22 protein-coding genes and 2 tRNA genes are annotated in these 25,853 nt (G+C 55.3%); 7 read left to right on the plus strand and 17 right to left on the minus strand.

Annotated features, from left to right (window positions below):
* Positions 1-4 precede the first annotated feature (4 nt).
* Complete coding sequence (locus G7Y44_RS07385) at positions 5-2,350, minus strand: DUF2207 domain-containing protein (RefSeq protein ID WP_165248727.1); 2,346 nt, start codon at positions 2,348-2,350, stop codon at positions 5-7.
* 64 nt (positions 2,351-2,414) lie between these two features.
* Here G7Y44_RS07385 and G7Y44_RS07390 point away from each other — a divergent pair.
* Positions 2,415-2,505: transfer RNA gene (locus G7Y44_RS07390), tRNA-Ser, on the plus strand.
* A 178-nt stretch (positions 2,506-2,683) separates the two neighbouring features.
* Here G7Y44_RS07390 and G7Y44_RS07395 read toward each other — a convergent pair.
* Entirely contained in the window at positions 2,684-3,985 is a 1,302-nt protein-coding gene (locus G7Y44_RS07395; protein ID WP_206214428.1) for a transglutaminase domain-containing protein, read from the minus strand.
* A 591-nt stretch (positions 3,986-4,576) separates the two neighbouring features.
* Positions 4,577-4,653 (minus strand) — tRNA-Arg (locus tag G7Y44_RS07400).
* 661 nt (positions 4,654-5,314) lie between these two features.
* Here G7Y44_RS07400 and G7Y44_RS07410 point away from each other — a divergent pair.
* The 4 genes from G7Y44_RS07410 to G7Y44_RS07425 all read left to right on the plus strand — a co-directional run bounded on the left by G7Y44_RS07410 (position 5,315) and on the right by G7Y44_RS07425 (position 9,753).
* Complete coding sequence (locus tag G7Y44_RS07410; protein WP_165248729.1) at positions 5,315-6,007, plus strand: 5-formyltetrahydrofolate cyclo-ligase; 693 nt, start codon at positions 5,315-5,317, stop codon at positions 6,005-6,007.
* A 164-nt stretch (positions 6,008-6,171) separates the two neighbouring features.
* The gene (locus G7Y44_RS07415; protein WP_165042971.1) at positions 6,172-7,479 is read left to right on the plus strand and encodes a glycosyltransferase family 2 protein; all 1,308 of its coding nucleotides are present in this window, start codon (positions 6,172-6,174) and stop codon (positions 7,477-7,479) included.
* A gap of 18 nt (positions 7,480-7,497) precedes the next feature.
* Positions 7,498-8,430, plus strand: a complete 933-nt coding sequence (locus G7Y44_RS07420; RefSeq protein ID WP_165248731.1) for a sulfite exporter TauE/SafE family protein — start codon at positions 7,498-7,500, stop codon at positions 8,428-8,430.
* 9 nt (positions 8,431-8,439) lie between these two features.
* Entirely contained in the window at positions 8,440-9,753 is a 1,314-nt protein-coding gene (locus G7Y44_RS07425) for a histidine kinase (protein ID WP_165248733.1), read from the plus strand.
* An 87-nt stretch (positions 9,754-9,840) separates the two neighbouring features.
* Here G7Y44_RS07425 and G7Y44_RS07430 read toward each other — a convergent pair whose 3' ends face one another.
* The 12 genes from G7Y44_RS07430 to G7Y44_RS07485 form a co-directional block, all read right to left on the minus strand.
* Positions 9,841-11,190, minus strand: coding sequence for an MFS transporter (locus G7Y44_RS07430; protein WP_165248735.1), 1,350 nt, complete (start codon positions 11,188-11,190; stop codon positions 9,841-9,843).
* A gap of 299 nt (positions 11,191-11,489) precedes the next feature.
* Positions 11,490-12,674 (minus strand): pyridoxal phosphate-dependent aminotransferase, encoded by a 1,185-nt coding sequence (locus G7Y44_RS07435; protein ID WP_165248737.1) that lies wholly within the window; start codon positions 12,672-12,674, stop codon positions 11,490-11,492.
* Between the two features lie 45 nt (positions 12,675-12,719).
* A complete protein-coding gene (gene purB, locus G7Y44_RS07440) occupies positions 12,720-14,063 on the minus strand; it encodes an adenylosuccinate lyase (RefSeq protein WP_165248739.1) in 1,344 nt (447 codons plus the stop codon).
* Between the two features lie 222 nt (positions 14,064-14,285).
* Entirely contained in the window at positions 14,286-14,957 is a 672-nt protein-coding gene (locus G7Y44_RS07445) for a potassium channel family protein (protein WP_165042957.1), read from the minus strand.
* Positions 14,958-14,993: 36 nt separating this feature from the next.
* Entirely contained in the window at positions 14,994-15,653 is a 660-nt protein-coding gene (locus tag G7Y44_RS07450; RefSeq protein WP_165042959.1) for a potassium channel family protein, read from the minus strand.
* 230 nt (positions 15,654-15,883) lie between these two features.
* Complete coding sequence (locus G7Y44_RS07455; RefSeq protein WP_165248741.1) at positions 15,884-16,693, minus strand: CMP-2-keto-3-deoxyoctulosonic acid synthetase; 810 nt, start codon at positions 16,691-16,693, stop codon at positions 15,884-15,886.
* A gap of 276 nt (positions 16,694-16,969) precedes the next feature.
* Positions 16,970-17,398, minus strand: a complete 429-nt coding sequence (locus G7Y44_RS07460) for a PspC domain-containing protein (protein WP_165248743.1) — start codon at positions 17,396-17,398, stop codon at positions 16,970-16,972.
* Between the two features lie 26 nt (positions 17,399-17,424).
* Complete coding sequence (locus G7Y44_RS07465; RefSeq protein ID WP_165248745.1) at positions 17,425-18,264, minus strand: hemolysin family protein; 840 nt, start codon at positions 18,262-18,264, stop codon at positions 17,425-17,427.
* A gap of 25 nt (positions 18,265-18,289) precedes the next feature.
* Entirely contained in the window at positions 18,290-18,940 is a 651-nt protein-coding gene (gene trhA, locus G7Y44_RS07470; RefSeq protein WP_165042947.1) for a PAQR family membrane homeostasis protein TrhA, read from the minus strand.
* Between the two features lie 96 nt (positions 18,941-19,036).
* Entirely contained in the window at positions 19,037-20,059 is a 1,023-nt protein-coding gene (gene hypE / locus G7Y44_RS07475; RefSeq protein ID WP_165248747.1) for a hydrogenase expression/formation protein HypE, read from the minus strand.
* A gap of 137 nt (positions 20,060-20,196) precedes the next feature.
* Positions 20,197-20,619, minus strand: coding sequence for a nickel-responsive transcriptional regulator NikR (gene nikR / locus G7Y44_RS07480; RefSeq protein WP_165042943.1), 423 nt, complete (start codon positions 20,617-20,619; stop codon positions 20,197-20,199).
* A gap of 15 nt (positions 20,620-20,634) precedes the next feature.
* Positions 20,635-20,889, minus strand: a complete 255-nt coding sequence (locus G7Y44_RS07485; RefSeq protein ID WP_165248749.1) for a dynein gamma chain protein — start codon at positions 20,887-20,889, stop codon at positions 20,635-20,637.
* A gap of 112 nt (positions 20,890-21,001) precedes the next feature.
* On the opposite strand from G7Y44_RS07485, the gene G7Y44_RS07490 reads away from it, so the two are divergent.
* On the plus strand, positions 21,002-21,457 hold the full coding sequence (locus G7Y44_RS07490; RefSeq protein ID WP_206214429.1) for a hypothetical protein: 456 nt from the start codon (positions 21,002-21,004) through the stop codon (positions 21,455-21,457).
* Between the two features lie 53 nt (positions 21,458-21,510).
* On the opposite strand, the gene G7Y44_RS07495 is transcribed toward G7Y44_RS07490, so the two are convergent.
* Positions 21,511-22,923 carry a phosphoglucosamine mutase gene (locus G7Y44_RS07495; RefSeq protein WP_165248753.1) on the minus strand — a complete coding sequence of 471 codons (1,413 nt, stop codon included), beginning with the start codon at positions 22,921-22,923 and terminating at the stop codon, positions 21,511-21,513.
* 255 nt (positions 22,924-23,178) lie between these two features.
* On the opposite strand from G7Y44_RS07495, the gene galE reads away from it, so the two are divergent.
* On the plus strand, positions 23,179-24,312 hold the full coding sequence (gene galE, locus G7Y44_RS07500) for a UDP-glucose 4-epimerase GalE (RefSeq protein WP_165248755.1): 1,134 nt from the start codon (positions 23,179-23,181) through the stop codon (positions 24,310-24,312).
* Between the two features lie 115 nt (positions 24,313-24,427).
* Here the strand turns inward: galE and G7Y44_RS07505 are convergent, their stop codons facing one another.
* Complete coding sequence (locus G7Y44_RS07505) at positions 24,428-25,768, minus strand: LCP family protein (protein WP_241159222.1); 1,341 nt, start codon at positions 25,766-25,768, stop codon at positions 24,428-24,430.
* Positions 25,769-25,853 lie beyond the last annotated feature (85 nt).

Below are 25,853 nucleotides of genomic sequence, written 5' to 3' on the forward strand. Positions count from 1 at the left end.
TTTTCTACCCTTGCGGCCATGTGTTCAGCTCGGTGTCACCCCCAAAACTGCTACGCTCCGAAGACAGCGCTGCACGCGCCGCATGCATGGCCTCATCGAGTGACCGTTGCAGCTCGTCGGCAGCACGCGCGTAGTCGGCGGCTTTCCTAGCATCGTCTGACCCCCAGGCGTTCGCAACAGCGGCGTCCAGCACGCCAAACTGATAGGCATACGGCACCAGAAGCCGCCAATCGACCACGGCGTCGGAAAGCGACTCGCCTCGATCACCGAACTCGAGCAGCCAGTTGCGCAGCGCCTTGCAGCGCGCAACCAGGTTGTTCCCCGAAACGGATCTGCGCGGAAGGTAATTACCCAAAACCGCCATGGCAAGCGCAGTGGGAACCGCAAACACCGCCGGAAACATACTACCCGCCAAAAGCGACAACGCAATGCCGCCAGCAAACACCACCAACGCCGCAATGAGCACGGCTTTTTGAACCGCGCGCGAACGCTCGTCGAAATAACCTCGGTGCCCAATCTCCGCACCAAGTTCGTTATTGAAGGTACTCATGGCATGAACGTACACATGCGCGTCTTCTTCGCCAAAACGCCTGATGTCGGCCGTGGTCAGCTCGCCGGAGTCCTGTGCTATCACATCGAACAGCGCCGAAAGGACCGACGCATCAAAGGGGTCGCTAAGCGTGTCTGGTGCTGCAAGTGCTCGTAAAACAAGCTGGTCGCCGGATGTCGTTTCGCTCGCTTTACCTGCTTCGCCTGCTGCCCCCATTGCGCCCGTTTCACCCGCAACGTCGGCGCGCCACTCCCACGCAAGCGATCCTTCGTTTCGAAGATGCATTACCGTCGCAACAAAATCGGCCCGACTGGGATGATTCCATCGCCACAACCGACCAGCCAGCGCTGGATGAAGGTTGCTGTCGGGCATATCACACCAATAGTCGCCGGTGAAATCCGGCTTGCGCTCGCGCCCGAACGCAAGATAAGCAACAACCGCCGCGAAAAGCGCTATAACACACACGATCGCCGACACTGCCGCCCGATTGAGCTCGGCAAGACGACGCATACTGTTCTGGTCGGCCCATCCATCTTCTTCGTTGAGCGCCGTGGCAAGGCGCATGGTTTCGCCGGTTTCAGCTCGGGCTTCATCGGACACGTCGTAGAGCCAGCCAACCGGGAATGTTACGCGTGCTTCGGCAAATTGCCCCGCTTCAACCCGGTCAGCCGAATACGTGATTGTGCCGTCATCGTTCACGCCAAACGTTCCACTCTGCGGTCCGTGACCCCACGCATGCACGTTGTCGCCAGCCACCGCCGAAACACCTTGGGGTACGGGTAGCGTCAGTGTCATGGTTACCTGCTCCGACGCCACGTTCCATTTGTCGCTTACATACTTCCAATACACCTCGCCAACGTCTTTGTATGCAGCGACACCGTTGACGATTGTGTAGTCGAGCTCCACAACAAGGGGAGTTTGCTTTTGCTTATCTACTTCTTCCTGAGCGCGGAGTTCTTGGTCGGCCGCTTCGGTATCAGTCGTTTCGTTGCCGACGGAGTCAGCATCGACATCGGCGGTGACAGTTGTCATATCGGTTTCGGCGTCAGGCGCTGCGGCGGCAGAAGCGTCATTTTGCGCTTCTGGTTCGCCGGCGGATCGGTTTGCTTCTTCGCCTTCCCCTTTGCCTTCGCCGCCTGCCGTCGCAGTCCCTTCGGCATCTTCGTCATCTGTGCTACCCTCACCCGAGCCAACACCTATGAACACATAGATATCGTTTTGAGGGTTGTCCACCGCGAAGGAATCGGCATCGGGACTCCCGCTTTTCCGCCAATCAACCACGAAGTAAGTGCTTGCCAGCTCGGTCCAATCTCCCACTGCCTCGCCATTGGAATCAGCCGCAGCGAAGCACACCGAGTTGACGGCAAGCTCGGCATTATCGGAAGGCTTCTCAACGTGCCACACGGCCGAAAGTTCGCCGCTCTCCCCGATAAGAACCCGGCGCTCAACCACATGCAGCGAGCCATCAGCACCAACCCGAGCATCAATGGACACGCTAGGGGAAGCAACAGCATCGGCGTACGCTACGGTCCTGCTTGCAGCAACTTGACCGGCGGCGAGCAACATCGGACCTCTGTCAGCAGGCGCCGCCAGCTCGCCGCGCACACCGTTCGCAAAAGGAGCAGCCGCAACCAAAGCGAATGCGCATACAAGCGAAACGAGCGCACGCGCGCACGCCGCCAACAGCGAACGTAGCGAATGACACGACCAACGTCGCGCGATATGCCGCTCACCGCTAGGCGTATAGAACGCATCGGGCGCATTCGAACGCGTTTTCTGCGCATGACCTGTGTTTTGCACGTTTCTGCTCCTTGCAAGTTTTCAGTGGTCACGGTATCATAGCAAATCGCATTTGTTGTTGCGTGGAGAGCTGACCGAGAGGCCGAAGGTGCTCGCCTGCTAAGCGAGTATACGCCAAAAGCGTATCTGGGGTTCGAATCCCCAGCTCTCCGCCACTGGCAAGTTAGTCGAACCCCTACCTATTTTCAGGTAGGGGTTCGTTACATTCGGCGGCACAAGCTAGCGACGAATGCCATGGCGCTTCGCTTGAACCATTGGTCCAGATAAAAAAGTGCAGCTCATCGATTTTCATCAAGAGCTGCACGCTATAACACTATAGATTTGTTGCTTGGCTTATGCTTTCTCTGCAAAAGCAATGGAGTAGACGAACGCATCCGGCGTGTAATAGTCGACCGCTTCACCGTCAACTTCAGCGTAAGGATATCCGAATGTGTTCAACGGATCTCCATCCTGAGCAGGATTCAACGTGAGATCCCTTCCACGAGAAAGCTCAACGCGCTTTTCGTCCCAGTTGCCCCAATAGTACTCTTGCATTTCTTTCGTCTCGTTGGACGACTTATCCCATTCGTTCGTCAAAACAGCCTTTAGAACGTCGGCAGGATCCGCCGGAATCCATCCGGTACCCGGCAAGTAGAACTCTGCCCAGCAATGCTGGTTCTTCGTGATGTCCTCATCGTTGATACGAACGCCGAACATCTCGCGAGCAGGCACTCCCGACGCACGGCATAAGGCAACAAACATGGAATTGATGTCGGTGCACTTGCCCGCCTTCGTATCCAGCAAAGCACAAACATCGCCCTGGCCGCAGCCCTTAACATCGTTGTCGCGGTTCATGTTGGCAATGACCCAGTCGTAAATCGCACGGGCCTTGCCCAAATACGTCGTTTCGTCCTTCGTAATTTCGTCGGCAAGATCTTTCACTTCACCGGTCACCGACACCATGCTGGAAGCGCCAAGGTACTCTTCCATGTCGCTTCCAACTGTGCCTTCTTCAACCAGTTCGGGGCAAGCTGCCTCTTCACGCTCTACGAAGAAAGAGCAGCTCGCAACTCGGCTCGCGGGCTCAACCGAGGCATCCCATTCAACGTACAGCATCTGATTTCCATAAGTATCTTCGGTGATTTCGGCTCTTGTTGCACCATCGGCTTCATAGGCAACATCGTCGATTACCTGATACTCGTTCGACTGAGCAACGGGAATCCAGGCACGAACAACACTACCCTTGTCGTATTGGGACATATCGACGCTCGTCGTAACCGTACCGGCTTGCGTTGCTCCTTCAACAGTAACCGGAACGGATGCCCGAACCTCATCAGAGTCGGGAGCCATGGCGCTAATCGTGGCAGAACCAGCCTTAACGGCAGTCACAACACCTTGGTCATCAACCGTTGCAACATTTTCGTTGCTCGACTGATAAACGACATTGCTTGCTTCTTCAGCAGGAGTCACTTCGATCGTTGTGGTATCGCCCTTCTTAAGCGCCTGGTTGGCAACGTCGATTGTGATTTCCTGAGCAGCGCTGGGCTCTTCGGCAGGCTCTGAGGTCTCCGAAGACGTGCTGCATGAGCACAAAGCGAGAGGGAAAGCGATTGTCGCCATAAATAAGGCTGCCGCTTTCCGAACAGTCAGTTTCATTTTGTTCTCCTTTACAACATTAGTAAACGTTGTTTTCAACATTAGGAACGTTGTTTTTCGGCACTACACGCCATAAGGCATGAAGAAGGCCGTGCAGAAGGCTCCATTCGCTTTACAAGCTCAAAACAAGCTGTCCCCCACATGGCAGGCACGAACGGAATAATGAAAGCAGATAACGCGAATGAGGCTCGTACGCTGCCCAAGATATTCAACGAGCAACAAGCCGCAAAGCAGCCCTCCCCCGCTGCAGAAGCGAATATCTAGATCGCGAAGTGATAGTCTAACTTGCTAGATTCGATTTCGCAACTTCCCCTTCTTATGTTTCCTGTGTTGCGTATTTAAATTTACAAGAATTTGATGTTTTGAGGTGCCTACACACAACCCAGCCAAAAACGGATGCTGAGAGATTGGAGGCCTCATACAAGATTGGAACACTCATTCAAGACTCGCTCAAAACCCTGACTACAAGCAGTGAATAATCGGTCCTCGCACACTTTTTGAAACTTAACCCTGAAACCCGATAAACAAGGCAAAAACCGCAGAAAACAAAAATCCTGAAATCGTCTTCGATTCCAGGACCTTACGTTCAAGTGGTGCGCCGTGAGGGATTCGAACCCCCGACGTACTGATTCGTAGTCAGTCCCTCTATCCAGCTGAGGTAACGGCGCACTTCCAAAACAGCAAAGGCTATTTTGCTACTAAGACAAGCTCCTGTCAAGCACGAATTTCACTTTTTTACAATGGACGTCATTGCTTGTTACCGCCCACGGATCAGCGAAACTTTTCATACTCAGCGCAACACCCCCGGGTGTTGCAGTTACTTTGAAAAGTTACCCACAGTATTGCAGCCCATGGGTTAGCCGGCTGGACGGATAGCACCGACCTGCGTCAAACAGAAATCGACGTTGCCTTCTTTGCCATTCTCTATTCTCGGCGCAGATAATCCGCCAAATACGGAACTGCAAATGCAACTTTCCCTCGAGCAGGTGCTTCAATGATTCCAGCGTCAATAAGCCTTTTGCGGTACTTTTGAACGTAGTCGTGCGGAAAAGACATTGACTTCCCGTTGTGGAGGTTCGTTTTCCTTTTTTTCCTATTTGTCAAGAAAGCGCTCAGCAACGGTTTAACCTCAGCCTGTCAAATGACACGTCAGGCCATTCCCTCTTGAGATGAATAGACGAGCAGAATATAGAAAGCAGAAGAGCCACTCGTTGCAAGTTTGGGCAAGAGCGGAAAGTGAGTTGATTCTTGCAGTTTCTTGCAAACGGCATCTTTGAAGCGCGAACGTCTTTTTTTCTCTTTCCGCGCCGCTTTGCTATACTCGCCCTTATGACTGATCGAGAACAACAAGCCACGCAGCAAAACGCCCGCAACGCTGCTGAAAGCACAACGTACGCCGACAAGGCCGCGAAAACAGCCTGTCGGAAAGCGGCGCTGGCCGCGCGCGATGCGATTCCACCCGAATTGCGCGCACAGAAAAGCGCTGCTATTTGCGCCGAGCTTGTTCGTTTGGCCGACAGCCTTCTGCAGCAAGCCAATATCGCGCCACATACGCGCGCCATAAAAGCAACGCACAAGCCAACCATAGCCGTATACTTCCCCATGAAAAGCGAAGTTGACCTGCATGACTTCTTCTTTGCGGCGTACAAGCGCGGCTGGCGTCTCGCCTTCCCCGTGATGACCGATACCGGCATGGCGTCCTACGACATTCCCGTTGCGCGCTTTACCGAAGCTCGCAACGCTTTTCTCAGCACGCCGCTACGCACGATATCGCATGCCCACATGCGCGAACTCGTATATTGCCAGGTCAGCGCCGCTTCCATAGACCTCGCGATATGTCCGCTTGTCGCCTTCGACAACAGCAACGCACGCTTAGGATATGGCGGCGGAAATTACGATCGGCTCCTTCCCCAGCTTCGAGCGAACGCGCCCGCGATCGGTGTCGCATTCAGCGAGCAGCGCGTCCACCACGTACCCACCGAGCCACACGACAAGCCGCTACAACAAATCGTGTGCGCGTAAGCGAGCGCACCCTCCACAAAACCCCGCCAAGCCGCTTGCAATGATTCGATGAAGAGCGCTTTCAATCTGCGAAAACGAGTACAATACGAACCCAGCGGCAGCAGTGCGCGCACGTTGCACGCGCTACCCGCATCGCAGCATCGCACCCGAAACGAAGGATTTGCATGAACCCAGCAATTGTTGTTCCCACCTTTGTTTCCGCTCGCGCCGCCCGACGCGACGGCGGCGGCGTGACTACAACCTACGACCACACCACACCCCTTCAGCAAGATGGCGAACTTCCCCGTTTGCTTGAATCGTTGCAATCGGTAACTGGTGTCGGGCAAATAATTATCCTTGTTGCCGCTGAAAAGCCTATCGAAACGCAGGCGGCCGAGAAGGTGCAAGATATCGCCATGCGCTTCCCGACGCTCAACATTGTAGTTATCGGCGCGCCTGAAGCAGCACTGGTGCATCAGCGAATGGAGCAGCTGAATCTGGGTCGTCCCACAAAGGAAGTAGGGCTTGCCGGATATGGTGCCATCCGCAACATGGGCCTGGTGATCGCACATGTACTCGGGTTCGACTCGGTGGTATTTTTGGACGACGACGAAGTCATCGACGACCCGAACTTCCTGGTAAACGCCATGTATGGCCTAGGCAAGCTCACGCGTAAGGGTATTCCTATTCTGGCCAAAACCGGCTTCTACTTAAATTCCCAAAACTCGTGCATGGCCAGTCGCGAAAACAAATGGTACGACCGCTTCTGGCAGCAGAACTCAGCCTTCAATGAATGGATAGCGAAAGCGTTGCGCGGGCCGCGATTGTCGCGCTCGAACCACGTGTGCGGCGGGTGCTTAGCCATCCACCGCGAAGCGTACAAGCGCCTTTCGTTCGACCCATGGATCGCGCGCGGAGAAGACCTCGACTACATGCTGAACCTGCGCATGTACGGATCGGATATTTGGTTCGACAACAAGTGGCACATGCGGCATCTGCCACCCGCAACAAGAAGCGAAGGCACGCGTTTTCGCCAAGACATCTACCGCTGGCTGTATGAATTCCGCAAGATGGAATACAGTCGCACGCAAATTGACCTGATGAAGATAACCGCCGACTCACTCGAGCCGTACCCTGGTCCATTCTTGCGCCCAGGCATCCGCCGCCGCATCCGTTTGACCGCATGGCTGCGCAGTATCGGTCGTCCCGACAAGGCGGCTTACCGCAAGGCAGCAAAAGCCGCGGCGGGCGAGGCGTCCGTGTACGCCGAGCGCAATTGCACGAACTACTTCGAGTTCCAGTACGTATGGCCTGAGCTCATGTCTCGCCTGGAAAATGACCGTGCACTGCGTACGGCGCTCGTCCAGTCGACCATTCAGCGTCGCGGACTCGATGTCGCGCAAAGCGCTGCGGCCGTAGCCGAAGAGCCCACGCCAGTCCGCAACATCGACCCGGGCGCAACCACGGAGATTCGCCTGAACTTGGCCGAGTAGGCGGACACAGGAATCGGAATGGATGTTGTTTCGCTGATCGTTCTCCCCGCGCTTTGCGGCGTGGGAATCGGCATTTTCTCGGGGTTGCTGGGCATCGGCGGCGGCACTGTTATGGTGCCCGCATTCCGGCTGCTGTTCGACATGAGTCCCACCATGAGCACGGCAACCTCGATGTTCGCGATTATTCCCACGTCCATTTCCGGAGCGACACAGCACCTGCGAAACAAAACGTGCCTGCCAGCCGTCGGCCTTGCTGCCGGCATCGGCGGGGCCTTCACCTCTCCAGTAGGTGTGTGGCTGGCACAATGCTCCCCTGGCTGGATGGTTATGCTCGCGGCAGCGCTGGTTATCGGCTATTCGGCGTTCACCATGCTGCAGAAAGCCGTGAAGATGGGGGCGTCTTCTCAGGGGGAGTCTTCTCAAAGCTCGTCCTCCCAAAGCTCGCCCGCGCAAGGGCTACATTCCCAAAGTTCGTCTTCACAAGCCGAAACGCAAGCAACGGCCGAGCCACTTGAAACCCCAGCAGCAACCAGCGTAACCAGCGTAACCAGCGAAGCTGCTCCGACAAAAACATCGCGTCGGCAACTCGCCCTTGCCGCGGGAATCGGCTTGATTGCCGGAGTCGCTTCGGGATATGTGGGTGTGGGCGGCGGCTTCCTCATGGTACCGTTGTTCATATCGCTTATAGGTCTGTCTATGAAGCAGGCTTCGGGCACATCGCTCATCGCGGTCATGATTTTGGCCGTTCCGGGCGTTATCGAGCAAATGTTGCTTGGCAACGTGAACTACTTCGCCGGACTCGCCATCGTAGCGGGAACCGTTCCCGGTGCCATCATAGGTGCACGCCTGGTTCGCCGCGTGCCCGAACGCGCACTGCGTTTCATCTTCGGCGGCTTCCTCGCGTTTGCCGCCATCATGTTAGCAGTCAACGAATTCGGCTTAATCGGCTAGGAGGGCACCATGACGCAAGAAAACGGGCGCGCAAGCAGTGCCATGTCCCATTCGTTCGTTCTCGAAATGCTCATGATCACCATTGCGGTGGCGTCATCGTTTGTGTTAGCCGGCACCATCTTCGGCCCACTGCATAGCCCACTGCTCACCGTGTTGTCGGGCTTAGTGTTCACCCTTTCCGTAGTGGTGGTGGTGCGGCTGCTGATGGATCCCGACTCCGTACGCGCGCATCAAACCGACTCGATGCTCAAGCTCGCCCGCCAAACTCTGGAGAACATATCGGGCGAGGAATTCTCCACCGTACAGGCACAAAAGATTTGTTCGCTTTTGCTCCCATCAACAGCCGCCATCGCCGTGTCTATCACCGATACCGAAGTTATCCGCGGATACGTTGGCTACGATGAAGAACGAAACCCCACCGGCTCTCCCATTCGCACACAAGCAACCCGCAACGTCATTAACGATGGCGAAATGCGCATTCTCACCAGCTCATCTGCAATCGGCTTTCCCAGCCAGAAAACCAAGATCAACGCCGCTATCATTGTGCCGCTGAAGAAAAGTCGTCGGCAGATATGGGGCACCTTGAAGTTCTACTACCGCAACCCGAAGCAAATCACTGAAACGCAAACTTCCATTGCCGAGGGTTTTGGCAACCTGCTGTCAACGCAGCTTGCAGCCGTGTCGCTTGAAGAACAGACTAAGCTTGCAACGCAAATGGAGCTGAAAATGTTGCAAAGCCAGATTAACCCTCATTTTCTGTTCAACACTATCAACACTATCGCGTCGCTGATTCGCACCGATCCGAACAAAGCCCGGCAACTGCTGCGCGAGTTTGCCGTATTCTACCGGCGCACGCTGGAGAACTCCGTCGATCTGATTCAGTTCGACCGTGAGATGGAACAAGTCGAACGGTATTTCTCGTTCGAAGTGGCCCGTTTTGGCACCGACCGTGTGCAGCTTCACACCGACATACAGCCCGCCGTGAACGAAATCATGGTGCCGTCGTTTTTGGTGCAGCCCCTGGTAGAAAATGCCGTGCATCATGCCATGCCTGCCGAAGGGTTGTTGACCATTACCGTGAAAGGTGTCATGCACGGTGAAGACGCTATTATTCACGTCATCGACGACGGCGTGGGTATGGATGAGCAAACATGCGCGAATATCATGAGCCCCGAAATGAGCACCGGTATGGGCATCGCCGTGAAAAACGTACGCGACCGTATTGCCGGCTACTTCGGAACCGGCGCAACCATGGAAGTTGCCAGCGAGCTGGGAGAAGGAACGCGCGTGACGCTGGTGCTGAAGGATGCCGCGAACCGTTAACTATCTCGGCCAGCTGTTCTAAGTTACTCCGACAGCCTGCGCTTTCCTCATTCCAGATAGCACAACCAATTGCCACCCTGCGTTTCGTTAATCTTTGGGTGCACGCAGCAAAGCGAACGACCCCGAAACACCAAGGAGCACGAGCATGGCAAGCACCGTAACAAAGGTGACATCATATCCAACGCCTTCGATAAGGAAACCCCACGCCGACGTGAACACCACGCCCGACAGCGAGCTTGCCGTGGAAATACGCGAGTAAATTGCCGGGTACTCACGCGTACCGAAGATGACGCGTGCCATAATGGGCATCTGCACCGTTTCCGCCGCATACAGAATGCCATACAGAAAACCAGCTGCCAAAAACAGCGGCGCCACGTTCGGAATCAGCCACAGAACAACAATACTCACAACTCCACATCCACCGGCCAGCAGCAATCCCGCAGGCGCGCTTTTGTCGCCAACAATCCCCAGCAAAACCTTACCGATTGCCTGCCCCGCCATGGTAGCGGCGGCAAGCGTTGCCGCCAGGGCTGCGATCTGAGGATACTCATTTCCAAGTGAACTTGCATACGACGGGAAGAACAGGTAGAACGACACCAGCGCCGTAACCATGACAGCAAACACCAACATGGCATAAAACGACGGCTCGCGCAGGGCCTCCTTGGCGGTAACGCCCCGGCGTGGTGATCGAACCGGCCGGGCCGCTTGGGTTGATTGGAGCGGTTGAGCCGAGCGGTCGGCTTGGACGGATTGGGAAGATTGGTCGGATTGGCCTGATTGATCGGATTGCGGCATGCCCGCCTGCGCGCACCACTCTTTCGACCACACCGGATGCATTCCTAAATCAGATGGCCAACTTCGCACACAGAACAAGGTAAACGGCAACGCAATGGCAATCGTTAGGACACCGAACACCAGATACCCCAGCCTCCAGCCTTCCGGTCCACTGGCAATAATCGCCCCGCCAATCGGGTTAAAGATAACGCCACCCACACCCGTAAACGCCATGCAGATTCCCACGTAAAAGCCCACTCGCTTTTCGAACCACCGTCCTACCAGCGTCGACACAGCCAAGTAGAGAATAGGTGCATCACCAATACCCATGATAGCTCCGGCAAGATAGAAATCCCACACCGAGTCGAACTGAGACATCAGCGCCATCGGGGCACCCATAAGTACCACCGCCACCGACAGCACGATACGCAAGTCAGCCCGCTCCATCAAACGACCCATGAACGGCAGCGCAAGCGTTTGGGCAAGATAGAAAAATGTCATATACAGCGAGAATACTCCCTTACCAACGCCTAGTGCCTCGCTTACCGGTGTGTAGAAGATGCCAGCACAACTAAACGTCAACGTAATCGGACCTAAGCAGAGTGCGCAGCCTGTCGCCACAACCAGATAGGGAAATATCTTTTGCTTGACTGAAAGCGCCACGAGGATCTACTCCTTCTACCGTTTTCGCGGAGAAAGGGCGGCCGCCTTCTTCCCATAAGGCAGTCGCCCTTTCCCCGTAACCCACGCATCGAAGGGAATTGTAGCGCCACGAAAACGCAACCGTCTACCGCATTGGCATGCGGAAATGTCAGCTTGCTTATGAAGCGTTGCGACGCTGCGCCATCCGCGACGACACTAATGAAAAAGGGATCGTCCAGTCACGCATGAGCATAACTGGACGATCGTTTAAATCTGCAAACGCGAGGCTTGAATAAAAGAAAGCCGCACGTTAATCGATGTTATTCTTGCCGATAGCTCTCCATAAGAGCCTTAAACCCAGGCATAGCGCCGGTAATGACTTCAGGGGCAACGCAGTAGCTGATACGCACCCAGCCGCCCACGCCGAAGCTATCCGATGGAACGAGAAGCAGCTCGAAGCGTTTCGCGCGATCACTGAACGCCTGCGCATCATCTTCAAACGCCTTCACCCACAGGTAGAACGCACCATCGGGCTGCACGTACTCGTAGCCAAGCTCGCTCAATCCCTCGGTTAGCAAGCGACGATTCTCACGGTACGCTTCCACATTGGATGGCTCGTCAATGCATTTCGCAATGGCACGTTGCATGAGCACCGGAGCGCAGATGTAACCCAGCGCTCGCCCTGCACCAGCAACAGCCAGCGACACCTCGTGCGCGTTAGTCATGCGATCCGACACGTACACGTAACCGATGCGCTCACCCGGCAAGCTCATGCTCTTTGAATACGAATAGCACACGATGGTATTCGCATACAAGCAGGGCACATACGGCACCTCGCAGCCGTATGTAATCTCGCGATACGGCTCGTCGCATACGATGAAAATCTGATGTCCCAACTCAACCTGCTTACGCTCAAGCATGTCTGCCAAGCGTTCCAACACCTCGCGCGTATACACAGCACCAACAGGGTTGTTCGGTGAGTTTATAATGATAGCGCTCGTGCGCTCGGTAATAGCCGCCTCAATAGCTTCAACATCCAGCTGGAAGCTGGGCACCAGCGTGGGAACTTCGATGCGCGTGCAACCAGCGGTTTCAATCCACACCCCATATTCGGGAAAGAAGGGGCTCGGGACGATAACCTCATCGCCCGGCTTCGTCACCGCAGACAACGAGATGGCAATGGCTGCGGCGGCGCCCGCCGTCATGTAGATGTTGCCCGGCGTGGCTTCAATACCGAAACGGCGACGAATGCTATCGGCAACTACCTGCTTTACCGCAGGATCGCCCGACGCCGGCGTGTAGCCATGCAGCGCGCAGGGCGGCTCTTCCATCAGCTCAAGTACCGCGCGCTTCAGCGCCTCGGGCGCAGGAACACTCGGATTACCGATGCTGAAGTCGAACACCTTGTCAGCACCGATTTCTGCCTTACGCTTCAAGCCGTACGAGAACAGCTCACGGATGGCGCTCGGTTCGTCGCCCAGCCCGAACATCCTCTCGTTAATCATGTGACATGCACCTTTCCTTCGAAAACTTTTCTTGCTCGCAGCGCGCTAGAACTCCAACTCCTGCAAACGCTCAAACACCGCATCTTTGCGCGTAAGGAACGCCCACGGATCGAAAATAGCGTCGAGCTGTTCGGCCGACAGCTTGGCATCGGGGTCGGCTTCCAAGCGTTCGCGATACGTGGGGCCATCAACCGCGTTCTGAATGTCTTCCCACACTGCCATGGCATTGCGTTGCACGATGACGTAGGCATCTTCGCGCGTGATACCCGTTTGTACCAGCGCCAACAGCACCTTCGAGCTAAAAATAAGGCCGCGCGTCCGCCACAGATTCTGCTCCATCTTCGCCGGATAGGTGCGCAGGCCATCGAGCATCCACTGCATTTTCCCGAACATGTAATCAAGCGCCGTGAAGCTATCGGCCAGCGCCACACGTTCGGCACCAGAATGCGAGATGTCACGTTCAAACCACAGCGCCACGTTGTCAAGCGCCACTTGTGCGTTGCTCTTCACCACGCGCGACAGGCCACACACGCGCTCCGCCGTAATGGGGTTGCGCTTGTGAGGCATGGCCGACGAGCCTTTTTGCCCTTTCGTGAACGGCTCTTCCGCCTCAATAACGTCAGACTGTTGCAGCAGACGCACCTGCATAGCGATGCTTTCCAACGTAGACGCGCACACAGCAAGCGCGCACATTACCTGAGCATGACGGTCGCGCGCAAGCACCTGCGTGGACAGCGGGTCGGGAGTAAGGCCCATCTTCTCGCACACGTACTCTTCCACAAACGAATCGATGCTCGAATACGTGCCTACCGCACCCGAAATAGCACCTGTAGCGGCTACCTCACGCGCTTGCTCCATGCGCACTTGCGCGCGCTTTAAGGCCCACGCCCAGCTGCCGAATTTCATGCCGAACGTCATGGGCTCGGCGTGAATGCCGTGCGTACGACCCACACACAGCGTCTCCTGGAATTCGAATGCACGACGCTTGCATGTTTCCCCAAGTTGCTTGATGTCATCCAAAATAATGTCAATCGCTTGCGTGATCTGGTAAGACAGCGCGGTGTCGCCCAAATCAGACGACGTCATGCCGTAGTGAACCCAACGGCTGGGCTTTTCTTGCCCCTCGGGAACATCGGCGTCAATGCATTCTGCCATGTTTGTGGTGAAGGCGATAACGTCGTGATTCGTCACCTTCTCTATCTCGTCGATGCGTTCGACGGTGAAGCCGGCGTGTTCGCGAATCCAGGCGGCTTCTTCCTTGGTAATGCCTGCTTGACCCAGCTCAGCTTGGGCTTCGCACGCAAGAACCTCGATCTCCTTCCAGATTTCGAACTTGTTCGCGAGCGTCCAAATATGACCCATAGCAGGGCGAGTGTAGCGATTGATCATGGCAAGGCCTTTCTACGAAAATACGCACTACGAAGTATAGTGCGTCAATCGCGGCCGCGCCCAGAAAACCACCGGAAACGAATCGAACGGCACAAGGGGGTGAGTTACAACTCACAGGTCAACCAGACAGGCAGCATGTTCGGCTGCACGTAGATGAAGCCGGCAGAAAACTCGCGAAATGCGCGATTGAGCAAAGTTACAGCGATCGCTATTTTGCTTGCTCTACAGCGCTTTGAAGATGCTGCGCACGTGATCGAGTAGGTCGGTGTCGGAGACGACAATAGCTTTGTCGCCGGGGAACAGGCGTGTGTCGGCGTTGCACACAATAGCGTCGTCCTCTTTGGCAACTGCAACAATCAGGCTGTCTTCGGGCATGGGAATGTCAGCAGCTAAAACGCCTTCGGCGTTGGAATGATGTCTCATACGCGGCACCAGCATTTCAGCCAACACCACGTTGCCATGCGCCAGCGACGACACGACACTCACGCTGCCCAGTAACGCTTCCTCTTCAATAAGCCCCGCGATAACCGTGGTGGACGACACACACTCGATGCCTACCTCTTTGAAAATGCGCAAGTTTTTTGGGCTGTTCGCGCGGGCAATGCACCGTGGCACGTTGAACACGCGCTGGGCAATTTCGCACGAAACCAAGTTGCTGTCATCTTGTCCGGTAACCGCCACGAACACATCGGCATGACGAATGCCAGCATCCTCCTGATAACGGGAGTCGCAACCATCGCCATGAATGACCAGGTAGCGGCCTTGTAGAACAACCGACAGACGGTTCGCGGTTTCAAGCGATTGCTCAATGACGGCAACCGAGTTGCCGCTTTCCAGCAATACGCTTGCCAAATACTCCCCTATCTTTCCTCCACCGGCGATAACGATGTACATGGTTGCCCTTTCCTCTGCCAAGCGCTTTTCGCGCCGCTAATCTTGAATGTACTTCGAAAACGGCTCGATCAGATCGTGACGAACGCACGCGAGAATGGAGTCGCCATGATACAGAATGGAATCCTTCGTGGGAATCGAGCTCGCCGATCCGTCGCCGCGCTCGAATACGATGATCCGCACGTTGTGGTCGCGCTCTATTTCGGAAACGCGGATGGTGCGCTTGTCGTGCCAACTTAAGTCGAGCGAGAACCGCAGCACTTCGAACTCACCAAACGTGTCGAGGTGCGAACCATGCCCCGACACCACCTTACTGAACACATCTTCGGCAACGAGCGAGGTGCCACACACGTAGTCGATACCCAGTTGCATGTACGCACGTTCATGATCGGGATTGTACAGACGTGCGATCACGTGAGGCACTCCACATAGACGGCTGGCAACCTCAGCGACCATGAGGTTGGTGTTGTCAGACTGGGTGACTGCCGCAACAACATCGCACTCCTTCGCCCCTGCTTGAATGAGCAGGTCTTCGTCGAAGCCTACCCCTTGTAGTGTGGAGCCGTTGAAGCCTCTTCCTAAATTCGTGAACGCGTCGGGGTTGCGGTCGATGACGCACACGTTGTTACCGCTATCGGAAAGCATATTCGACAAGCTCGAACCAACGCGGCCGCACCCGACAACAATGACATTGCTCATAGACGTTCCTTCTACGAATAACGATGCTGCCAAAAAGCATACCCCAATATGGGCCGTAATGAGAGACGCGTCGGTTACAAATGAAAAACCGCCGTACGAAGACGGCGGGAAAACTCAAACGATACAACGAAACGAGAAAGCCACTGCAAAGGAGAAATACTCAGACTGAAGCCTTTCAGAAAACCTATCCATTCCACCAGCCCTGAACAGACGAGTCGACACGGAGGGCTTTAAATAAGCATCATCTGGCCCAGCGTGTTATAGAACCAGTGATCGTAATTCGGTGGGCAGTATTTTTGGGCACCAGCATAGGTTATCGAGTAACCATAACCTTTGGCAAGACCAGCCACATGTGCGCGAATGGCCTCTTCCCAACTCGACCAGCTCGAACTGCCCCAGCCCCATGCGTTGTATGGTTTAAAGCACACCAGTCCGTTGCCGCTTTCGGTGTTCGAAATAGCCGGCGAGAAGCGTGGGTCGATGCCGTTGTCCCATGCCGCTTCCGCAAACACGCTGCCATACCCGGCTAAATTCGTGCCAGCAAGGTACGCATCAATGCGCGCGCTCCATTCGGCAACGAATGCGTCTTTGCCAACTTCCCAGTCCACTTCGGACAACTGGGCTACAGCAGCCGATGCGGCGTCAGCGATCATCGTCGCCTGCTGCTCAGCCCGAGCCTGCTGCGCAGCAGCGATGCGAGCTTCTTCCTCCTGACGAGCAGCTTCCTCAGCCGCTTTGCGCGCCGCTTCCTCTTCAGCTTCGATGCTTTCAATACCCGCAGAAATATCGCGATTCGTTTCCATAGCTAACGACGAGCTATCAGTCGACAAGGTATCGGATGTTGCACCAGAAAAGTCAGTCGCAGCGGACGACGCGCTAACGGCGTCGATTCCAAACGTGTCAGCATCCGATGAGGCCCCGCTTCCCGCAGAGGCGAACCCGAGGCCGATGAAAACGGCGAATGCGCACGATACTAGCGAGCCAACCGCGAAACGCGCGACAATGCTCGTTGTACGATGCGTTTTTCTCCGCTGTGCCAAGCGGCTTCCTTTCTCCGGACAACAAAAACACGACAACCGCAAAGCGGATGACAGCTTGTTGGATTATGAGTGGGATTACTGTCGAAAAAGAGCTTTATGCTTTTGTCGCTGGTTGTATTTTACCGAATCGAACAGCCTAAACGCAAAGTTATATGGAGAGCAGCTCCATGTTTTGTTCGCTTGACAGTGGCAAAATTTGGCAAAAAACCAGGTCGTTTTACAATTTGCAGTAAGCATCAAAGTCCTGCGCACAAAAAACGTCACAAATCGCGCACCTTACGTTCGATCGCTCTTTTGCTGCTCAGCGGTCGGTAGATCGGTCTCATCGGCGTTCCAACAACTCGGAGGCTGCGGAGGTAAATGACCCACACTTACAAAGCGGTTCGACAGATTGGAAGACACGACATAACGTGAATCAGGATTTTTTGGACGCAAATACGGTCGGCTCGACACGTACTCAACCCGCCCGTACGTTTCGGAGAGCACCGTTTCTGGACGCACCTCGTATGGGTCGTCCAAGGCAGAGGCCATAGGAAGGAGCTTCCACAGCACAAGATACGCAACGCCGGCAACACCACCTGTTACCGGCATCGACGCGACAAACAAGATGCGCACCACAAGCGAATCACACTCAAACGCATGGGCTATTCCCGAACACACGCCGCCGACAACGCCGTTTCTGCTTCGCGTGATCTTTCTGTGCATCGCTGTTCCTCACAAATCCTCTTCAGTTATGCCTTGGTGGCATCTACCGTGTCGGATTCGGGCAAGCACTCGATACGGACCTTCGATATACGTAGGCGGCGCATAGCAACAATACGAAAGCGATATCCCTGGAAATCAAGCTGGTCGCCGGTTTCTGGCACAGTATCGAGCTTGCTCATAAGCCAGCCGGCCAACGTTTCGTAATCGTCGGAATCCTCAAGCGGCCAACCGCGCTCGATAGCTTCTTCCACCGTGCAACGCCCATCGGCCAACCAAGCGCCGTCGGACACCACCGAGATGAGCGTCGCTTCGTGGTCTGTCTCATCCGCAATTTCGCCGACAATTTCCTCAACGATGTCCTCGACGGTAATAAGGCCATCGGTCCCGCCATATTCGTCAACCACAATGGCCATCTGCTGTCGTTTCGTCTGCATTTCTGCGAGCAGGGGAAACACATCTTTCGATTCGGGAACAAACATAGCTTCGTACGCGTAGTCGGCCACAGTATCGTCGCAGCGACCATCCATAAGCGGAGCAATGAGATCTTTGAAATGAATGATGCCGGTAATGTTGTCGCAATCCTCGTGATACACCGGCAAGCGGGAATAACCCGTGCCACGCATGCGGTCGAGCGCTTGGCGGATCGTTTCCACATCTTCAACTAAAATCATGTCGACGCGAGGAATCATGATCTCGCGAACTGCCATGTCGCGCAAATCGAGAATGTCGCTGATCATGCGCTTCTCGTCGGCAAGTAGTTCCTCGTTGCCTTCGACCATTGATTTAATCTCTTCTTCAGAAAGCGACTGATTCTTTCGATTGAAGAGCTCGAACATGCCACGGCCCTGCTTCTTTCCCTTTTCCATTCTCTAATCAATCCGCCTTTCGCGGTTACACGACGTACAACGCCACCGACAAAAACTGTAACACGCTACCTGCAACCACGAACAAATGGAACACGAAATGCAGGTAGGGAATTTTTTTGAACACGTAAAACACGGCACCGATCGTATATGACAAGCCACCGGCAAGCAAAAGCCAGAAGCCTGGCGCCGCAAGCGAGCTGTACAAAGCAGGCAGGAAGAACACGATGCTCCACCCCAATAGGAGGTACAACACCGCCGACACCCAACGTGGACGAAACACCCAAAATGCCTCGGCCGCCATACCCGCAAGCGCTACCGCCCACACGAACACCGCCAGCAGTATACCGCCATGCGGTGCGAGCGTGATCAGGCAATACGGCGTATAGCTTCCCGCGATAAGCAGGTAGATACCACAATGATCGAGCACCTTAAACACGCGCTTTGCCTTTTCGGCAGCGATGGCATGGTACAGCGTGGACATAGTGTATTCGAGCAACAGCGATATGGAGAACACCAACGCCGCAAGCAAACGAATACCGCCGCCATGGCTAACCGCAATAACCGTGAGAATAGGAATCGCGGCGATGGAAAGGGCAGCACCGATGCCATGAGAGATTGAATTGGCGATCTCTTCGCCAAGTCGGTACTCGCGCGTTATGTTCGTTTTCGTCGTCATGGGTTTACTCTAACATGTATTCAACCCATTGAGTGTGGCGTTGCTGTCTGTAATGAAGCTGCTACCAGCCAGTGGCCGAATCGCCCACTTACCGCGTTAGCAGATGCGGGGCAATTGCTCACCTACCAGCATGTCGAGAATGCGCGTGCCACCAAACGCTGTTTCCAACAGCACTTTCGGCCCCCGGTCTAAGCGGGCTGCCGACACCTCGCCAATAATGGCCGCATCGGCACCGTAACGGTTTGCACGCATGGCGGAAAGCGCCGCATCGGCCTCGTCAGGCGCAACAACACACACCATCTTCCCCTCGTTCGCAACTTGCAACACGTCGTACCCGAGCATGTCGCACGCGCCCTGCACGGCTGGCTTTACCGGAACGTCACTTTCGCGCACTGTAATGTCCACACCCGCCTGCGCAGCCAACTCGTTGAGCGTCGACGCCAAGCCGCCACGCGTGGGATCACGGAAGCAGCGCGTATGTGGGGCAACAGCCAACACATCAGCAATCAGATGATTCAGTGGTGCGGCGTCGCTTTGTACGTTCGCGGTAAACGACAGGTCCTCACGGCACGCCATGATAGCAATGCCGTGATCGCCCAACGTGCCGCTCACCAGCACCTTGTCGCCTGGGCAGCATTGCGCGCCGCCCAGGTTCACACCTTCGGGAACTATACCGATGCCGCTGGTGTTAATATACACGCCGTCGCCGTGCCCCCGATTTACCACCTTGGTATCGCCCGTGACGATGCGCACGCCAGCTTCTGCTGCAGCGACAGCCATCGAAGCACAGATGCGCTTGAGGTCAGCGATGGGATACCCCTCTTCCAACACGAAACCGCAACTGAGATACAACGGGGCGGCGCCGCTTGTCGCCACGTCGTTTACCGTGCCGCACACGGCCAAGCGCCCGATGTCTCCGCCAGGAAAGAAATGCGGTGTAACCACGAAGCTGTCGGTCGAAAACGCCAGGCGCTCGCCTGCCTGCAACGCTGGCAGCACCGCAGCATCATCGCCACGACGCAGCTCATCGCCTGCGTACGCTTCAAAGAACACTTCGTCGATGATGCGTTTCATCATCGTGCCACCGCTTCCGTGGCCCAGCATGACTGTCGTATCCATAACCTTCCCTATAACGTTTCTCAATTCGGCTTTTGTGAGCAGCCCCGGCACTTTCGCACTTGATCGGTCGCACGGTTACATGGTCGCACAAGTACTCGGTTTCGCGATTCCCTCGTCAGTTGCGCAGTTTCGCGCAGCTATGCAACCGACGGAGCAACCGTAAGCACCAGCTTGCCGTGTTGCACGCCCTTCGTTCCCAAAATCAAGTTCGCAACGTCTTGTACCAGCGTTACCTCGCCGCGCAAAACGATAACTTCCAAGCATGCATGTGCATCAAGGTGCACATGCAGCGACGTGGTGATATTGGCGAAATAATCGTGCTGGATGGCGTGCAGTTTCTCCTGCAAATCGCTCGCGTGGTGGTTGAACACGATGGTCAGCGTGCCCACCACTTCGGTGCCGGGCAGGGCGCATGCTTCCTCTACCAGCGCATCACGCACGAGATCGCGCACCACCTCGCTGCGATTCTTCGCAAGACCCCGGCGCGCGACGAGCGCATCAAAGCGAACGAGTAAGTCTTCCGGCATGGCAACCGAAAAACGCATGAGGTCGTTGCTCATCGTATCCCACCCGTTCTACACAAGGCTCACCGTTATGTTCGATGCGCTGGCTGCATCATCTTCCAGCGCGTCTTTTGCCTCGTCAAGCGCTGCACGTACGTCATCGAGCAGCGCTTGTACCGTATGCAGCTTCTCGGACACCGTTTCGTAGCCGGCATCCCCCGCCATATGAGCGAGTGTGTGGGACCAACGGCGCTCCAGCTTGATATGATCGTCAATCTGGTCAATCATCTGCTCGAACTGCCCAGTATTTACTCCATTTGTGCACATGGCTTTCTCCTTACGCATCGCGTTGTTCTTGCTACTATGGGTTATACGGCTAATCGGTAGCAAGTTCAAGCGCGGCTCGCAAGGAAGTGTGATTTTTTCTATGAAAGGTAACATGTACGAAACAGCTCTTGCTGAAACCTGGGCCTTGTTCGGCGACTACGCATGCGGCAGCGAAGCAGCACTGACGTGTGCGGTGTCTACATCCCCTTTAACTATTGAAGCACAGCGCGCCTTGAACAGCTCGTTTGCAACGTTTGGGTACGGGCGCGACGCCACGACATTCGTTGTGATGCGCGGAACATCAGGTCAAGAACAGCCGCTCGATCCCCAAGCACTGTTCACGCTGATTGAGGGGTTCGATCCGCTGCTATTAGTCGTTACCGATGCCGATGCGACTCGCCTGCTGGCAGAAGCGTACCGGTGCACCCTTCCACTCGATGACGCGAGCCATGCGTTCGGGCGAACCGTAGTGGCGTTTCGCAACTTCGAAAACCTCATGGAAAGTGCCCAGACAAAGCAAGTCGCCTGGGCACTATTGAAACGGCTCCCCAAATTCGGAGAATGCTAAGCAAAGCACCTGGAAACGCGCGTTCGGCGTTGCGGGCTCTTGACACGTAACCGTCAGGCGAGAATCACAGCCTTCGCGGCATCAAGCAGATCATGCACCTCGTCAACCGTTTCGGCTTCGGCGTAGATGCGAACGAGCGGCTCGGTGCCAGAGGGGCGCATCATTACCCACGCATCGCCTTCTAGGTAGAACTTCACGCCATCACGCCGATCGACATCGACCACCTTCTTGCCACACACCTCGCTAGGCGCATACGCAGGAATAGTGTTCGCGCGGAAGTTCACCATCTGCTCATCAGTGATCGTAAGACCCTGACGCTCAAATTCGAGCTTACCCACTTTCTCGAACATGTCGTCCATCAGCTGACCCAAACTCATGCCGCGCTGCGCCATTGTCTCGCACAGAAGCAGCGCCATCAGCAGGCCGTCACGTTCCATAACGTGGCCGGGAATACCAATGCCGCCGGATTCTTCGCCGCCGAGCATGACATCACCCTTCTCCATTTCGGCGTAAATCCATTTGAAGCCTACCGGCGTGCTGGTTAGTTCGAGCCCCAAGCGCTTGCACTGGCGCGCAAGCATGGCTGATGCCGTAATGGTTGACACCACCCGACCAGAAAGCCCCTTGTCTTCGGCTAGATGCGACGTAATCAACGTGATGATGCGATGCGGGTTCACAAAGTTACCGTGCTCATCCACTGCACCAATACGGTCGGCATCGCCGTCGTTAATGAAGCCGGCGTCGTAGCCCAACTCGGGGACTTTCGCCAGACAGCGGTTCACCCATGGCGGAATAGGCTCGGGATGCAGTCCGTCGAAGGTGGGGTCACACGCGTTATTGATCTCGCACACTTCCACACCAATCTCGCGCAGCAGGTTCGCCAGATGAATACGCCCAGCGCCATATAACGGATCGACAACCACGCGCAGCCCCGCGTTGCGAATGGCCTCAACGTCGACTGCTTCCTTCAGTGTGTGTAAATACGGGGTCATCAGATCAACTTCGACGTAGCTTGCGCGCGCCGACGTGGGCTTATCTGAAAACGCCGCCTCCACGCGATCGGTAAATTCCTTGCCTGCGGCACCACCATCCGCCATGCGCAGCTTCACGCCCAGGTATTTGGCGGGGTTGTGGCTGCTCGTAAGCATAATACCTCCCACCGCATCGGCATCTTGCGCCACACTCCAACACAGCGTAGGCGTGGGGCAGTAATCCTGGGTAAGCTTCACGGTAAAGCCATGCGTAGCAGCAACCTCGGCTGCCAGCTGCGCGTATGCATGAGCATCTTGACGGCAATCGTGCCCGATGATAATCGTGCCAAGGCTGTCGGCTGCGCGCCCCAACGCAACGGCATCCTCTTTAAACACACGCGCCGACGCATCGATAACGCGAACGAGGTTGTCGGCCGTGAAGTCCTCACCGATGATGGCGCGCCATCCGTCGGTTCCGAAATGAATATCAGTCACGGGATCCTTCTTTCTTGTCCGGTTGGCTGCCTGCGCCCTCTCATCCCTTGCGCCAGATGACGTGACGGGGAAAGAAGCGAGCCGCCAACTCAAAGCCACTGCTTGTCACCCCATTATAAACAAGTTGTTTGTTCCTTTTGGCGAAAGCTCGCCGCTTCCCATAACCAAGCATGTAGCCTGCTACCATAGCCCTATACAAAATGAAACAAACGGGACGAAGCGGGACAAGCAAAACGCCCAAGATAGGAGACAGTTATGTCGAACAGAAGCCTCGCTCACAGCCATGGGGAAACCTGCATTCTGGTTACCGGCGGCGCAGGATTCATAGGAAGCCACACCTGTGTTGAGCTGCTCGAACAGGGCTACCACGTGGTAGTGGTTGACGACTTAAGTAATTCAAGCGCAATCGCACTTGACCGCGTGCGCGAGATAACTGGCCTTTCCGCCGATGATAACCGTTTGCGCTTCTACGAGAAGAACATTCTCGACCGAGCGGCAATGGAAACTATCTTTGCAGAGAACGACATTGACGCCATCATTCACTTCGCTGGCTTTAAGGCCGTTGGTGAAAGTGTTGCAAAGCCGCTCGAGTACTATTGGAACAACATCACTGGCACCCTAACCTTGTGTGATGTCGCGCGTTCCCACGGCGTGAAAAACATTGTGTTTTCTAGCAGCGCAACGGTATATGGTGAGCCCGAGTTTATCCCCATCACCGAAGATTGTCCAAAGCACAGCGCCACAAATCCCTACGGGCAAACAAAGAGCATGCTTGAGCAAATTCTGTCCGACCTCTACGTGGGCGACAACGAATGGAACGTTGTGTTGCTTCGCTACTTCAACCCCATCGGCGCGCACGTGAGCGGCAAAATTGGTGAAGATCCGCAGGGAATTCCCAATAACTTAGTACCCTACGTTGCGCAAGTTGCCGTTGGACGCCTAAGCAGCGTTGGTGTGTTCGGCGACGACTACCCCACACCCGACGGCACGGGTGTGCGCGACTACATTCACGTGGTTGACTTAGCACGCGGGCACGTTGCAGCGCTTGACTGGATGGGCGGCAAAGTTGGCAGCGGAACCACCGTCACTTTAGGTGACATTCCCGGAGAAGCAGCCGAAGATGGCACCCGCCGTGGAGTTGCCATCTTTAACTTGGGAACAGGAACAGGGTCGAGCGTTTTGGATGTCATCCATTCCTTCGAGCGCGCCTGCGAGCATACGCTTCCCTACGATATCAAGCCACGTCGCGCAGGCGATATTGCCGAGAACTATGCAGCATGCGACAAGGCACGCGTCGAACTTAGATGGGTGGCTGAATACGACCTTGACCGCATGTGCCAAGACAGTTGGCGCTGGCAGTCGTCAAACCCGAACGGATACCGCGGCTAGCGTCGACCAATATCGGTTAGCACCGATTAGCGCAGCGTCAGTTAATGAGGTTGTTATGGACGCGGTTACACACACGCCCGCAACAACCTCATGATAGTTTGCTAGCAACCTGCAACTAGCCTACCGTCGCATCGCCTGTAGCCACACCACTTGCGCCACCTGCGCTTTGACCTTGAGTGTAGCCGGGATCAACGTATCCAGGATCGGAATACCCTGGGTCAACATACCCCGGATTGGTAAAACTCGGATCAACGGCCCCTGGGTCAACGTAGTTCGGATCGGTGTAACCGTAGTTATACCCCGGATCGGTGTAATACGCAGACGAATCATCGTAGTACGCGCCACCACTTTGATCGGCACCCGTAGAATCGCTCGCACCGCCACCCGTACTTACCACTTCAACCGTGCTGGGGTCTTCTCCTGCTTCAACGAGTCTCATGAATTCGTCAAGCACCGCTTCGTCGGTGTACACATATGATATTCCATCCTCCATGCCAGTGTAGGAAGGCACCATAGCCGAATAGATAACAAGCTCATCGGCAGAATCTTTAAACTGAGTTGCCAAATCAATCAGATCATCAACCGACAAGTCGGTGGTAACACAACTTGCTGCTGCGCTAATAACCCTCGGCAGATCGGTTACGGGCATTGCGAGCACTTCGTTTACAATAGCCATCACTAGTTCACGCTGATGAGCTGTGCGCGTGAAGTCGCCGTCAACGAACTGGCGTGTACGTGCGTAAGCAAGCGCCTGCTCGCCGTTGAGATGCTGCTCACCAGCTTCAATATACACACCAGGAATATGAGGGTCGTCAATGGGCTCTTCAACCGTGATATCCACTCCACCAACCGCATCGACCAACTCTGAAAGGCTCTCGAAATCGACTTCAGCATAGTGCGAAATATCAATATCGAGTAGCTTTTCCGCCTCTTCGATGGCACCTGCCGCACCAAGATAGTTATACGCTGCATTGAACTTGTTCGTTCCGTAACCTTCGAGCTGAATCTGCGTGTCACGGGGAATGGAAACCATAGTGACAATACTCTTCGTTGGATCGACGCGAACGACCATGTTTGTGTCCGATCGCGAACCCTCAACCGAACCATCCGCACGTTTGTCGCTACCGATGAGCATCATGTAAAACGGCTCCGTGAACGACTTCGGCTTATCGGTTGACAAGGCATCTTGAATGGCGAGCAGCTCGTCATCGGTTTTGTCACCCTTGGTAAGCTCATTGTTTACCGAGTTAAAGTACAACGCAGCAGCAGACCCTACACCTAACGCCGCCACAATAAACGCAGCCAGCATTCCGATGGCAATCTTTTTTCCAACACCCATGCGGCTACTCTTTTTGGAGTACGCCGGATTCATACGCGAGTATTGACTCATGTTGCCAGCAGGGTTCACTGCCCCATACGAAGATCCCGGATACGGGACACGATTACCGTTAGCCATGTGCTGACGAGCCTGTCGCTCATAAGAGTTATTGAACTGCCCATATTGCTGCGTGTTTTTTTTCCGCCTCGCCATAGATGCCCTC

The sequence above is a fragment of the Adlercreutzia sp. ZJ141 genome (genome assembly GCF_011038965.1).
Taxonomy (GTDB): Bacteria; Actinomycetota; Coriobacteriia; order Coriobacteriales; family Eggerthellaceae; genus ZJ141.

Coding starts and splice junctions, on each gene's coding strand:
- G7Y44_RS07395 (WP_206214428.1), bottom strand. CDS start 3,985: ATGAAACTGACTGTTCGGAAAGCGGCAGCCTTATTTATGGCGACAATC.
- G7Y44_RS07410 (WP_165248729.1), top strand. CDS start 5,315: ATGACTGATCGAGAACAACAAGCCACGCAGCAAAACGCCCGCAACGCT.
- G7Y44_RS07415 (WP_165042971.1), top strand. CDS start 6,172: ATGAACCCAGCAATTGTTGTTCCCACCTTTGTTTCCGCTCGCGCCGCC.
- G7Y44_RS07420 (WP_165248731.1), top strand. CDS start 7,498: ATGGATGTTGTTTCGCTGATCGTTCTCCCCGCGCTTTGCGGCGTGGGA.
- G7Y44_RS07425 (WP_165248733.1), top strand. CDS start 8,440: ATGACGCAAGAAAACGGGCGCGCAAGCAGTGCCATGTCCCATTCGTTC.
- G7Y44_RS07435 (WP_165248737.1), bottom strand. CDS start 12,674: ATGATTAACGAGAGGATGTTCGGGCTGGGCGACGAACCGAGCGCCATC.
- purB (WP_165248739.1), bottom strand. CDS start 14,063: ATGATCAATCGCTACACTCGCCCTGCTATGGGTCATATTTGGACGCTC.
- G7Y44_RS07445 (WP_165042957.1), bottom strand. CDS start 14,957: ATGTACATCGTTATCGCCGGTGGAGGAAAGATAGGGGAGTATTTGGCA.
- G7Y44_RS07450 (WP_165042959.1), bottom strand. CDS start 15,653: ATGAGCAATGTCATTGTTGTCGGGTGCGGCCGCGTTGGTTCGAGCTTG.
- G7Y44_RS07460 (WP_165248743.1), bottom strand. CDS start 17,398: ATGCACAGAAAGATCACGCGAAGCAGAAACGGCGTTGTCGGCGGCGTG.
- G7Y44_RS07465 (WP_165248745.1), bottom strand. CDS start 18,264: ATGGAAAAGGGAAAGAAGCAGGGCCGTGGCATGTTCGAGCTCTTCAAT.
- trhA (WP_165042947.1), bottom strand. CDS start 18,940: ATGACGACGAAAACGAACATAACGCGCGAGTACCGACTTGGCGAAGAG.
- hypE (WP_165248747.1), bottom strand. CDS start 20,059: ATGGATACGACAGTCATGCTGGGCCACGGAAGCGGTGGCACGATGATG.
- nikR (WP_165042943.1), bottom strand. CDS start 20,619: ATGAGCAACGACCTCATGCGTTTTTCGGTTGCCATGCCGGAAGACTTA.
- G7Y44_RS07485 (WP_165248749.1), bottom strand. CDS start 20,889: ATGTGCACAAATGGAGTAAATACTGGGCAGTTCGAGCAGATGATTGAC.
- G7Y44_RS07490 (WP_206214429.1), top strand. CDS start 21,002: ATGTACGAAACAGCTCTTGCTGAAACCTGGGCCTTGTTCGGCGACTAC.
- galE (WP_165248755.1), top strand. CDS start 23,179: ATGTCGAACAGAAGCCTCGCTCACAGCCATGGGGAAACCTGCATTCTG.
- G7Y44_RS07505 (WP_241159222.1), bottom strand. CDS start 25,768: ATGGCTAACGGTAATCGTGTCCCGTATCCGGGATCTTCGTATGGGGCA.